The sequence below is a fragment of the Microbacterium azadirachtae genome, assembly GCF_000956545.1.
Taxonomy (GTDB): Bacteria; Actinomycetota; Actinomycetes; order Actinomycetales; family Microbacteriaceae; genus Microbacterium; species Microbacterium azadirachtae.
This window is the reverse complement of record NZ_JYIT01000075.1, coordinates 1-12,750: the sequence shown is the minus strand read 5'-3', so window position 1 is coordinate 12,750 and position 12,750 is coordinate 1. Positions and strand designations below refer to the sequence as shown.

At 60.5% G+C, this 12,750-nt stretch carries 9 protein-coding genes and 1 other RNA gene; all 10 read left to right on the top strand.

The window, feature by feature from the left end:
* Nucleotides 1-76: 76 nt before the first annotated feature.
* Nucleotides 77-931 carry an alpha/beta hydrolase gene (locus tag RL72_RS19525; RefSeq protein WP_248700432.1) on the top strand — a complete coding sequence of 285 codons (855 nt, stop codon included), beginning with the start codon at nucleotides 77-79 and terminating at the stop codon, nucleotides 929-931.
* Nucleotides 915-2,387 carry a class I adenylate-forming enzyme family protein gene (locus tag RL72_RS19170; RefSeq protein ID WP_169748225.1) on the top strand — a complete coding sequence of 491 codons (1,473 nt, stop codon included), beginning with the start codon at nucleotides 915-917 and terminating at the stop codon, nucleotides 2,385-2,387. The genes RL72_RS19525 and RL72_RS19170 overlap by 17 nt, the downstream gene beginning before the upstream one ends.
* A gap of 13 nt (nucleotides 2,388-2,400) precedes the next feature.
* Nucleotides 2,401-3,297 carry a TauD/TfdA family dioxygenase gene (locus tag RL72_RS19520; protein WP_169748224.1) on the top strand — a complete coding sequence of 299 codons (897 nt, stop codon included), beginning with the start codon at nucleotides 2,401-2,403 and terminating at the stop codon, nucleotides 3,295-3,297.
* 6 nt (nucleotides 3,298-3,303) lie between these two features.
* Nucleotides 3,304-3,537, top strand: coding sequence for a phosphopantetheine-binding protein (locus RL72_RS19515; RefSeq protein WP_082072292.1), 234 nt, complete (start codon nucleotides 3,304-3,306; stop codon nucleotides 3,535-3,537).
* 4 nt (nucleotides 3,538-3,541) lie between these two features.
* The gene (locus tag RL72_RS19825) at nucleotides 3,542-4,315 is read left to right on the top strand and encodes a class-II aminoacyl-tRNA synthetase family protein (RefSeq protein WP_156156758.1); all 774 of its coding nucleotides are present in this window, start codon (nucleotides 3,542-3,544) and stop codon (nucleotides 4,313-4,315) included.
* A gap of 1,332 nt (nucleotides 4,316-5,647) precedes the next feature.
* A complete protein-coding gene (locus tag RL72_RS09170; RefSeq protein WP_156156757.1) occupies nucleotides 5,648-7,432 on the top strand; it encodes an asparagine synthetase B family protein in 1,785 nt (594 codons plus the stop codon).
* The gene (locus tag RL72_RS19510; protein ID WP_082072291.1) at nucleotides 7,433-9,235 is read left to right on the top strand and encodes an ATP-binding cassette domain-containing protein; all 1,803 of its coding nucleotides are present in this window, start codon (nucleotides 7,433-7,435) and stop codon (nucleotides 9,233-9,235) included.
* Nucleotides 9,232-11,034 carry an ABC transporter ATP-binding protein gene (locus tag RL72_RS19505; protein WP_156156756.1) on the top strand — a complete coding sequence of 601 codons (1,803 nt, stop codon included), beginning with the start codon at nucleotides 9,232-9,234 and terminating at the stop codon, nucleotides 11,032-11,034. The genes RL72_RS19510 and RL72_RS19505 overlap by 4 nt, the downstream gene beginning before the upstream one ends.
* A 1,245-nt stretch (nucleotides 11,035-12,279) precedes the next feature.
* An RNA gene (gene ffs / locus RL72_RS19500) (signal recognition particle sRNA small type) lies at nucleotides 12,280-12,376 on the top strand.
* Nucleotides 12,377-12,432: 56 nt separating this feature from the next.
* A partial coding sequence (locus RL72_RS09160) for a hypothetical protein (RefSeq protein ID WP_248700431.1) occupies nucleotides 12,433-12,750 on the top strand: 318 nt, incomplete at its 3' end.

The window sequence follows — 12,750 nt, the reverse complement described above, 5'->3', positions numbered from 1 at the left end:
GATCCTTTTTGACATCAGGCTAAGTGCCGTCTCTTCAAAGACCAACCGCTATTGCTAAGACTACGGGGGAGTGACTATGAGCCAGCAATTGAGAATGCCGTATCCGGTGCAACCCACTTTTGACAGCGCGGTCGTGTATACGCATGGCCCCGACTCGATCCAAAAGGTAGGCGTACGTCCCGGACGTACCGTCGAATTCACACTGCAAAGCCACCGATTCTTCCCCCATGCAAGTCATAAAATCTCGATTCACGTGCCGCACGGTATTGACGAGACCGAAACAAGAGTAACCGTATTTCAAGACGGCGCGATGTACCTCGACCCAGCGGGCGAGGTACGAGGCGGTATCGTTCTCGACAACTTAAGCGCCGCGCAACAAGTGCCATCAATGGTCGGAGTTTTCGTAGAGCCTGCTGAAGGTCTTAGGAACGCTGAGTATGATGCTTTCAATCGCGACTACGCCACATTCGTTGCCGACGAAGTGCTACCGGCTGCTCAAGATGCTTTGCGCGCCGCACTCATCCTTGATGACGTCGCCATTGTAGGTGGTAGTAGTGGAGGGAATTGTGCCGTAACTGCCTGCTGGTTCCGACGAGATACGTTCAAGCGGGCGGTGAGTTTTCTTGGTAGCTTTGCGCAGATTCCGGGTGGAAATCCATTTCCGAACGAGATTCGCCAAACGTCCCATGCGTTCCGAGTTTTCATGCAGATTGGAAACCACGATCTGAATTCGCGGGAGCCGCGGATGAACTGGTTCGCCGAGAACATGAGGGTAGCAGCGGCCTTTGCTGAGGCGGGATATCCGCTGCGGGTAGTCCTTGGTGACGGCGGACATGATCCCAACCACGGCGGAGTTCTCCTCCCTCACGCTCTTCGCTGGGTTTGGGGCGACTTGCCTGCAGTTCCTTGCGAAAATGCCGATCCAGCTTGATATGTTCGGCTCGACATGGACTCCCGGAGCTGCTCCGGCGCTATTGACCGATCTTCGCACCGGTCTCGCTCTCACGCGGACCGAGCTGGGTCTCGCTACGGCGCGGTTCTACCGGGCCATCGGCGAGCCCGCGCCCTCCACTCGGATCGCAATCGAAGCGAAGCATGATCTCGTCGACGTGATCGCGATCCTAAGCTGCTTGAGATACGGGCTGACGTCGATTCCGGTCGATCCGCTCCTCGGACCACGCGCAGTGGCACACATCATGGATCAGACCGCACCAGTCGTTGCTATCCTCGCCGATACGCGCACGAAGGTCGCGCAGGCGTGCGTAGACATGAAGTTCGACCCGGGGTCGACCGATGCGGACGAGAATCTGATGTTCTCCGGATCTAGCCTTGCGATGCTCCTATACACCTCGGGCACAACCGGTAAGCCCAAGGGCGTCATGTTCAGTCGGCAGCAGATTTCTTTCATTGTCGAGACGCTTGCTGGAGTCTTGGAGTATTGCCCTCTCACGAAGGTCCATTCTCGATTGCCGCTGACCTTCGACTACGGCATCTTCCAGATCTTTCTTGCCGCGATCTTCGACCAAGAACTGCAGCTTGCACATCGGCTAACACCAATGGAAAGTCAAGCCACGCTGGTTCGCGAGCCGGACGAGAGCGTGGTGCTCCCGATTGTTCCGCGGATGGGCTCTGCTCTCATTGCGGCGGCGAAGCGGCGACGGGAGTTCGCTACTTCTGTGGCTTTGGTGACCTCCACCGGCGAGCGGCTCGCTTCTTCGATCGCCGATGAGCTCCAGATCGTTTATCCGAGGGCGCGTATCCAACCGATGTACGGACTGACTGAATGCATGCGCGTGTCAGTGGGTCCTCCATTTCGAGGTACAAGGCCGGACTCCAGGGCGGTTGGCCGTGCGCTTCCCGGCACTCAGGTACGCGTCTGTGATGACGGCGGCAGGGAATTGCCCCGAGGTGAGGTGGGTGAGATAAGGATACGAGGACCGCATGTGAGTTCTGGATACTGGTCTGAGGAAGGCCCCCCGGACGGTGCTTGTCTAGGCCACGGCGGAGGGCGTGAACTCCGATCAGGCGATCTTGGCTTTCAGATGCTTGACGGCGAGCTTTGCGTGATCGGGCGCCGTCAGGATGGCGTCATCAAGCACCGCGGGCACCGGGTTAGCCTCCACGAGGTGGACGCCGTCGCTGGAGAACTATCCAACTTCGGGGACGCCGCCTCGATAGCGAACAGCGACCGCATACATGTCTTCTATACGGGCCCAATATCGCCCGATAAAGCCGAGGAACACCTGTTGAGCGCGCTCGGGCCGCTTTACGCGCCAATCATCGCCCACCACCTGCCTGAGCTTCCGGTGAACGCGAGAGGAAAGTTGGACAGAGCGATGCTCGAGCACTTGGCAGATGACAGTAAGGCCTGTGATAACAATGCGTGACAGCGTAGTGGAAGTGCGACAGATCGAGGACTCGAGTACTGCGACCGATGAGATCACGCGGTACGTCCACGCCGAACATGACCACTCGGGAGCGCACGCGCTCCTGGTGCGCGGCCAAACTGTCATGGAACCGGGCGAGTTTTCGAAGTTCGCTTCAAAGGTAGGGCTGGAGCCGCATTCATATCGACGCGGAAACTCGCCCCGGCGTCAACTCGGCCCGAGTGTGTTCACCTCGACCGACTTCAACGCGGCCGCGTATGTGACGATGCACCATGAGTTGTCGTACGAGATGGATGTCCCCCGGTTCTTGCTCTTTCATTGCGTAGTCCCCGCCCAAGCCTACGGCGGAGAAACGCTAGTGGCTCGCTCCGAGGACGTGACTTCCGCGCTTCCGCACGACTTGAAGCGAGCTTTCGAAAGCGGGATCAAGTACATACGCCGCTTGTCAAGAACTCGGACGGGACTCCTTCAGTCGTGGGTCGATGTGTACGGGTCTGATGACATCCGTGTGGTGACAGCGAAACTCGAACGCGAAGGAGTTCTCTACGCCTGGGACGGTGATCTTCTGGTAACCGAAACGCTTATGTCAAGTTTTCGTGATGTCGGCAACCTCGGCCGAGTTTGGTTCAACCAGGCGGATCAGTGGCATAGCAGTCATTTGCTCGATGATCGACGTCGACAACTAATGGCAAGAGTGTACAAGACCGGACTGCCTCACGACGTTGTGTTCGCAGATGGCTCCGAGATTCCGGCCGCTCTCGTCGAGGAGATAACGCGCATTGCCCTCGACTGTGCCACACCGGTGTCTTGGCAGCCCGGCGATCTGCTTGTTTTTCAAAACGAGGTATTTATGCACGGTCGCGCACCTTACTCGGGTGAGCGAGACGTGATGGTTACGCTGGGAAGGTAGCGATAGATGAATGTTCCTGAGTCGCTCATCTCGTTGATTGAACGTCACCTCGACACATCTGGTTTTCAGATAGACAGCAGTCTCGCGCAGGCAGGGCTCGACTCACTTGCACTTGTCGGACTCTTGGTCGACGTGGAGGATACGTACGGGGTCACTATTCCCGACGAGCTTCTGAGTCAAGAATCATTTGCCACGCCACGGGTGCTCTGGGCCACGATTGTTGCCGCGAAGAAAGGGTGACGTGATGCCAATCAATACTGAGCGGTGGTTCGGAACCGACTACGCCCGCAGGGATGCAATGGTGCGGGCACTTGTCGAAACGGCGTCGACCGACTTGAGCGTAGTTCATCACACCTCGTCACCGCTAATCGCCCGACGACACTACGCGAACCTTGGGTATCTCGACAGCCTGCCATCGGTGCCGTTCGATGTGCGGTCGTTCGATCCTCGACAATTTGAGCTACCTGAGCCGCACATTCTTCGCCCTGCCCTCTGCGTCGAAACAATTCTCTTTGCGGATACCTTTGGATCAGACTCGGGTCCAGAAGTGGACTCGAGTCTGCGAGTATTCGGGTCTCGTGGCATTTGCTTCCGAGCTGAAGCTAGCATCGACGCTCATGAACCACTTCGTCTTCCGGCATTTGAGATGCAAGAGCTTGTGTTCATCGGGGATGCAGTTCGCGTCGAAGCAGCCGCTCGTGCTTCCTTTGCTCGCGTCATAACCTGGATGCGCGAGAACGGTATGAACGTTGCAACGGAGGTCGCCGCAGACCACTTCTACGGTGTGGATGCCGGGAGACGCCGGCGAGTGCATCGCGCGCTCGAGCAGAAGATCGAGGCCCGCGTCCCGTGGAGCAGCGAGTTGAGCATCGCTGCCGCTTCTCTGAACCTGCACGGGTTCCGCATCGTTGAAACGCTTACCGAGAGGAAGTCCCAGGCGAGTGCCTGCGTCGCATTCGGTGTTGATCGGATGTACGCGCTCTACGCGCGGACGCATGCCGCGCCGGACAATGACTGAACAAATGGAAAGCACTACGCCGCAGGCCGCGCCGTCGCCACGGTCCGAAGAGGAAACGCTGCCGCTGTCATGGTCGCAAGCGCATCTCCTCGGATATTGGCAGGAGTGTGGGACAAGCGGAGATCTTGTGACCGTGCACCGTGCTTTTGAGCTGCCGAATTCGTGCAATGAAGAAATGCTAACTGCCAAGCTCAACAATCTTGCCTCTGTGTGCCCTACACTTAGGACACGGCTAGCACGCAATGGCGCGGGGATTCTAGTGAACGGAGTGACAGATGTGGCGCTCTCGCGCCACGTATCCACCTCAGATTCTCGTTACCAGGATAAGTTCTTTCGTGCACGCAACAACTCGCGGCGACCGCTGCCCGCATTTGGCATAGCGCTCGTTGACGGCGCCCCCGAGCTTTGGACTCGTATTCCTCATTTGCTTATGGACGGGCGCGGGCTTGACGATTTGGAAAAGTCGCGCGCTGCGGATCATTCGAGATTTGTGCATCAGAAAGAAGTCACAAGAGTTGAACGCTCGGATTTCGTTCGTGGCACCGTTCTACGTAGGAACGTGGACTACCTGACTTCGCTCCCCGTACCCACCCGGTCGGCCCCCGGATCGCTCGCGGAACTGACGGGATTGGAAACCGTGTTGAGTTCCCCGCTTCGGACGTCTGTTCACAGTTCGGGAACCGACGTTACGGCATGGGCGCTCCGGGTCGTCGACGCTGTGATAGGTGCGGAGTCGCGCACTGTCGAACTGTTGGCTCGTTTGCCGCTGCCGGGACACCCTGGGTTGCCGATCTGCGGCAATTCGACCTTCCCCTGCTACTTTCTGGCGCACGGGGGAGTTGACTCCCAAACATTGTCTTCACGCATCTTCCGCGCTTGTGCACGTGGATATGTCGACGCGTCGAACCCTGAGTTCCTTCAATGGCAACGGGCGCTCGATGGCGTCGTATCAGTGAACGTTCATCGGCTGCCTGCATCGTTCAGTCCGTTGTATTCCACAACGCGCGAGCCAGTTGTCTGGCGCCCGAACGCGCCCTCTCGAGTGTGCGCGGCGGTCGACATCGCTCTCCTCGCTGATGGTCGATGGCGCGTCAGAGCAGCTTTCCGCGGCGCCCTTGAGGAGGACGTCTTCCGTTCGCTTCAGGTTTGCGCGGTCGCCGCGTGAGTGTTGGGCGCTCGACGCATGCGGCAAGAGAAGCCGCGCGTCTCACATGTACTTTCGCGACCTCGCGGCGAGCGGTCGTGTGTGTGGTCCAACGGCTGATGGCTAGTGAGTGAACACGACAGCCGTGTGTGACTCGGTCGAATTTATTAGGGAAGGCGGTCTTTCTGATGGCTCAGGAAGTGCTCGTAGTCTGGTCCGAGGAGGCGTGCGCCGTACCCCCTGAGTCGGTCTTGGATATCCGAGCTAACTTCCGACAAATAGCGGGTGCGGGCGTGGCTGGCGCGCGCGATCTGGCCGAATGGCGGTCAGCCGATGGGACGATATTCGCTCTCTGGTCCGATGGACTTTTTGATGAGGATACGTTGATCAGTAGTCAGGCGTTGCCGCATCGGTTGTCTCTCGGGCACCAGTTCGGCAGCACGGATGCACGATCCGCTCTCTCCACCCCGCTCGAGTCAGTGGCTCGCGACGCGGACGGGAGATTTGCACTGATTGAACTCGCAGACACTGTCAGGTATCTCACGGACCCCGCGGGGCTCTATCCGCTCTACTCACGGAGGTGGTTCGAGAGGGGGCGCGCCTTCTTTGCGCTGAGTAACCGAGCGCCTGTGCTCCGGCTTGCGACTGACGCGCTGTCGCTGGATGCACTTCGAAACTTTCTTGCGCTCGGCTGCGCCCTGGATGACGAGACTCTGTATGCGAACGTGCGCAGAGAGCCGCCGGGAGTTCTGTCAACGGTGACCTCGGACGGGAGTGTCACCCGACAATTGGCGGGCGCGCTAAGTCCGGAGGACTTCGCCGATAATTCTGACGCCATCGCTGCGAGCGAGCAGCTCATGGGGGCACTAGCCAGTGGCCTGGCGACGATTCCAGGACAGGAATGGCTGCTCCAACTGACCGGTGGAAACGACAGCCGGTTGGTGCTGTCGGCCCTACTCCGTCGCGGCGAGCGCATCGCCAGCGCGACGTTTGCGCTGCCCGGATTCCCTGGATACCCGCTAACGGAGGACATAGAGATCGCGGCCATGCTCGCACGTGAGCTTGGCTTCGACCACAAGGTGTACGACTTTGCCCAGTTCGGTCAGACCCTGTCGCACGCAAGTAGCTTCGAGACGCTGCGTTTGCGGTCGCCAGGCAACGTCTGTCTGTCCGACGCGATCGAGTTCGACCTCCCTGTACGCCCGGGGCTCACGCTGATTGACGGCGTCGGAGGCGAATTGGGCCGCGGGTCCTTTGACTACCAGCTGGGAGTGCGTGGCGATCTCTCGATCGCTAAGTCTCCACGTGAGTTCGCGGAGAATTACGTTTCTCGGATGACCTATCAGCGGTCGAACAGGCCGTTGATAGGTCAGGCCTTCCTGGCGTCCCTCACTGATGAGGTGAGCGCCAAGTCTGATTCGTTCGTGTCACTGGGCTTCGCGCCCGAACATTTGAATGACGTTTGGTTCCTCAAGTATCTGGCGACCTGGCACGGTTCGAAGACCTCACTCGTGGACCCGCTGCGACGAGTCTTCTCGCCACTGGTCTCTAGGGCGCTCTGGCCCCACTACTTTTCCTACCTTCGTGAGACGAACTCGGAACCGATCTCCCGTCGGATGCTTGCCGCCTTGGCCGGTCCACACGCACTTGGGGCGATTCCTGTCTTCACCCGTGGAGCGCAATACGGCGGCGCGGCCGAACGATTGAGGCGACGGGCATGGCTTGAGCATCGTCGGACGATCGAGCGCTCGTCCGACGATGTTGTCGACCACGAGCACGTCCGAGCGAAGCGTCTCGCTGCGCTCGGCGTAGAAGCCGTCGAAGGCTTCGCCCCAGGATTGCTGGCAACGGACGCAGTTGTGGATCTCCTCCAGCAACGAGATACAGCGCCCGCTCGCGTTGAGCGCGTATTCACGGCTCGACTCGCCACACTAGCGCTTCACCTTACTGACGTTGAACCGATCGGCCCCTAGATGAATCTCTTCAGTTATCTTTTGTCGCTCAGCCCGGTCGCAACCGCTGTTGCCCTCCTGGCTTCGACTGTCGAGGGCGTTGTTCAAGTGTGTTTTCCCTTGCTGATTGGGATTACCGTGGGACGCGCGGCAATGGGCGAGTCAATTTTCGTTTACCTCGTGCTCGCATGTTTGTCACTGGGACTCGGTTACGCGATGCGTCCTATCATCTCGGTGGCAGGTCTGAGAATTCAGGGACTCACCTCACGCGATCAGCTCCTGCGCCTCGGTGAGGACTCGCTTTCTTCTCCGTTTCTGGAATCGATCGAGAGTCCCGCCCATCGGGAGGCGCTCGCGGTCACGAAGTCGCGGTTCCCGCAACTGGATCTTGCGTTGAGCTATCTCACAACGGAAGCCCCTAGGGTCTGCGTTGTGACACTTGGCGGCGCGGTGCTGGTCGCATCTTTAGGCTACTGGGGTCTAGCGCTTGCGCTCGTCATGGCGATCGGTCTCGACGGTCTTTGGTCGGCCAAGGTTTCCCGCCGTGAAATTGACGGTAGAGATGAACTTGGCGAGAACCTCGCCATGGCGCAGTACGCTGGCTCGGTCCCGCTAATGGCGGAGAACGCAAAGGAGCTGCGCATCTTTGGGATGCATGGCTATTTTCGTAGCCGCTACGATGTTAGCGCCGGCGATGCTCACAGACGATTGCGTTCTCTTCGCGTTTCGACTGTGAAATCAACGTGGACCGCAGGCGTAATTCGCATAGTCACCGCGGCAATTTGTCTCGTGGCTGTTGGGCTTCAAATGACCGGCGCGCCGGCGGTCGAATCCGTCGCAACGGTGATTCCAATGATCGTGCTGCTCGCGTCGATCGATTTGTCGCCACTTCGTACGCTCGCTGCCGGCAGCCGAGCCGTGCGCGACCTCTCGACGATGAGCAGGCTGCCTCCGTTGAGCCTCAAGGCCCGGCCGCGAGAGTGGCCGCCGCCGGCGCATGGTCGCGCGAACGACCCCTTGAGCTCTGGCCCCGGCGAGGTCGAATTCGTCGACGTCAGCTTCAAGTACCCGGAGAGCGATCGTCTCGTACTATCCAACCTCTCGTTGCATCTCAAGGCGGGTGAAGCCCACGCCATCGTGGGTGTGAACGGCGCAGGAAAGTCGACGATTCTCAAACTTCTTATGGGCGGGTACACACCTAGTAGCGGTGATGTTGTCGTCGACGGTACGAGCCTGGCGTCGCTCGCGCCGGACAGCTTATCTGCGTGGCAACGCTCAATTTCCGTCGTCGCGCAGGATGCAACGCGCCTGCCGCTTTCCGCCGTCGCGTCGGTGACGCTAGAAGAAGGTGCTCCAGATGGTCACGTCGACTGCGACTTTTCTGCTCTTCTGCGTGCTTCACGACTGGCGTCGTTCGAGGACGTAGTCAAGCGACTGCCCGATGGATGGCGAACTCCGCTTGGCGCGGGGAGGCGAGGGGCGGTAGACCTCTCCGGCGGCGAATGGCAGAAATTGGCGTTGGTGCGCGCGTTGTACAAGGCTCACAGATTGGGTTCTCTCCTCGTGATGGATGAACCTTTGTCCGCATTGGACGCATCGTCCGAGGCGGCGATTGTGAGCGACTATCTACAGATGGTGAACGGGATGTCCTCAATCATCGTCTCGCATCGTCTATCAGTCGTGAAAGTTGTTCCTGACATCGTACTCATCGATCGAGGAGGCGTCTCCGAACGCGGGAGCCATCAAGAATTGATGACTCTCAACGGCAGGTATGCCAGGATGTTTCGAGCACAAGCTGCCCAGTATGTGGGGCCCAAGAAGTGAAACTCGACCTTCGTTCTCTCCTACGTGCTGTTGCCGGCTGGGTCGCACTTGCCTTCCGTGCGAGCGCGAGCCTGACTATGCTCGCGACCTCAATCTCAGTCGTGCAAGCCATTCTTCCGGTTCTGGCATCTTGGGCAGTCGCGATCGCTATCTCGACCGTTCTGATCAGTGGAGCCGATCTGTCGGCTTTGTCGATGTGTGTCGTCTTGATCTTGCTCTCAGCTGCGATCGCGCGGATCGGGCCAATCGTATCCGAGTCACTCCAGGATGCCGTGGAGCGGCAAGTTCGACTTGAACTCAGCATTCAGATGGAAGCGCGCACCTCGCTCAGCACCTTCTTTAGCGCGAAAGCACTCGACAATCTTCGCCTTCTGGACCGCGATGCCTACCGCTTAAGCGGAATTCATCAACTGATTTTGGGGATCTCCGCTCTCGCGTCGGTGACAGTAGCGGTTATTGCACTCGCAACGGTCGATGCACGACTGGCGTGGCTCGTGCCGTTAGCCGTCTTACCCTGCCTGGCCGCCGCGATCGCCGACTTCCGCGCAGGACAGATTTGGCTTGGGAACGAAGCCTTCCGTCGCGACGCCGACAGCGCAACTGACATCCTGAACGATCCGCGTCACGCGCTAGAGGTTCGCGCCTTCGGCCTGCTTCTCCCGCTCCTGAAAGTCGTTAGCCGATCACAAGACCGGCAGGCGATCTTGATGCTGCGCTCCCGCCATCGGCACGGCGCCGCGGAACTTGTGGGAGTCGTGGCGCTCTCGTTCGCGATGTTAGCAGTGACTCTGCCGCTCGCGACGTCTGCGATGTCGGCATCCAATCGCACCTCTGCTGCGTCTCTGGTGCTACTTGTCATTCCACAGGTGTTTCTGGCGACACGGTCGCTCGCGGCGAGTCTGATGGGAGTGATTGACGGCGCGAATACCTTCCTTCGGATGCTCTGGATTCGAGACACAAACACGGAACGGAGTGAGGGTTCCCCGGAACTGGGGCCGCCATCATCGTTGGTGGAAGAGTTAGTTCTCTCAGGTGTCACCTATACGTACCCTGGGTCGAGTTCCCCAGCTTTGCTGGATGTTAGTCTTCGTCTACCAGCCGGTGCGACTGTCTGCTTGGTCGGCGAGAACGGTTCCGGGAAGTCCACGCTCGTCAATATTCTTGCCGGGCTGATCGCGCCATCCACCGGCACAGTCGAAGTTGATGGTACAAGGCTCGAAGAATTCGACCGCCGTTCTTGGCAGAGGCACGTCACTGCAGGGTTCCAGCAAGGCGCCCGGTTTGAGATCCCGATCGAAGATTCGATCTCCGGCGGCAAGCTAGCATCGGCGCACCGACTCGAATCGGCCCTTAAAGCATCGCTATTGACGGATATCGTCCACTCCCTGCCTAACGGAAAGGACACCGTCCTTGGGCATCGGTTCCGTGGCGCCATCAACCTGTCAGGGGGCCAGTGGCAACGGGTAGCGCTTGCGCGCGCGATCTATAAGGAAGGTGCAATCGTCTCGTTGCTCGACGAGCCAACTTCCGCACTCGACCCGGAGACGGAGGTTCAGATTTACACGAACTTCGGCCGTATCGCGCGAGCCACAGGCGAGACAGCGGGCGCAATCACGGTCTTCGTGTCGCACCGGCTCTCCACGGCACGGCAGGCAGATCTGGTCGTTGTGCTCGATCGTGGTCGAGTGGCGGGCGTCGGCAAGCATGAGGAACTTCTCGCTTGCCTGCCGCACTATCGCCTTCTCTTCGACCGTCAAGCTGCACCCTACGCGGATGACCCGGGATCACAGCACGGATAAGTGACTGTCAGTTTGAGGTGACTGGTCCTGGATCGGCCGTTGAAGGACGACGTTGGCCGGCTGCACCCGTTGCGATCGATGGGCGACTGACCTGCGCTAGTGGTGTCGCAGCTCGTGAGGAGGGCGCATTGGCAGCGTTCTCACAGACAGCTCTGTCAGCCCTTACGCTCGTCGAGTGTCAGGTGAGTCTGGTCTGCTGCTCGACTCGATGCCAACCGGGATTCTCTCGCACTCGGCCGAACCGCATGTTCGAGAAGTTCGATCTCCCGACGAGCCGCGTCGTCTCTGGACAACGCCTTGGTCCACGCGATAACGGCTGGGTCGCGGATGTCGGCGCGGTAGATCATGGTGCGTTTGTCATATCGCGTGGCGAGGACTCGCCATGCTTGGCAACGCAGAATCGGCGTTCGACGACGTCGGTTCTTGTAGCCGACCCAAACAAAGTCGAACCGGCGTGCGCCTTGTGATCCGCGTCGCAAGCGGTGCCCTTTTTGGTCATCAGACTCGGGGATGACCACCTCGAAGCCCTTCAACCGACGACTGACCCCCTCGCAACGCCGGCGACCCTTAAAAGGTGCGTTTTATACCTTGTGCCGTTGGCGACGTCGGTGGGGCCGCCCCGAGCGTGGTCGTGGTTGTGGTCGATGTCGCACGGACGGGCGGGCATCCGGCAGCCGGGGAATTGGCAGTGCCGGTCCCGTGGTCGGAGGAAGCGGCGCATCCGCTCGGTGGGCGCGTACGTGTCGGTGCGGGTGAGCATCCCGCGTGCGTCGAGGAACAGCCTGTCCCACACGCCGCCGCCGTCGATCCTCCCTGGGCTCAGCGGCGGGCTGCGCGGCGTCGCCGGTCGACCGGATCCGCCGAGCCATCGTCGTCAGCCGATCGTGCGCGGCGTGCGCGAGCACCGAGGGCAGCAGGATCCCCAGCCACGCCATTCCGTCGTCGACGTCGGTCACCCGCACCTGCCGATCGCCCCGAGCTCGGCGATGCCGCTGAGCCACCGTCTGCGGGGCGACCGCCGCCACCACCCCCCGAGCAGCGCCGCCTTCTCTACCTCCAGCCCGGCGATCCGGCGATCGATCCGGGCGCACCGGTCCACGATCTCGCCGCATCGGGCGGAATACGAATCAGGGGCGAGTGGCATGAGCCAAGAACAAAACGGCGGTGACGCGGGACGCCCGCGCCCCAGGGTCGCCGATGCCGCCCCTCAGGTCGCCGACGCCCGCGGCCTCGGGTAGACTGGACGACGGCTCTCCGCGTGGCGGCACCCAGGCCAACTCCCCCAGGGCGGAAACGCAGCAAGGGTAACCAGGCTCTGTCGGGTGCGCGGAGGGTCTTTTCTTTTGCCCGGGCCATCCGGATCCGGATCCGCGCGCGCCGACGCGCTAAGGTCCGAGCATGGCATCGGACGAGCCAAGGCCCACCGTGTACTCCGCGGTGCCGAAGAACCTCACCGCGCCGTACGTGATCCCGCCGCTCGAGCACGATCGGAACGGGAGGCCGCAACCGGTGGGCGCACCGGAGCCCGCGCCGCCGCCGCGCCGCTCCTGGACGCCCGTGATCTTCATCGGGATCGCGGCCCTCATCGTGATCCCCGCCGTCCTCGGCCTGGTCGCGGGCCTGTCCGACGTTCCCGCCGACGACGTCGTCTCTCCGCCGGTGGACGTGGTCGAGACGCCGGCCGCCGCAACGACCCCGGACCCCGCGACCCCGGAC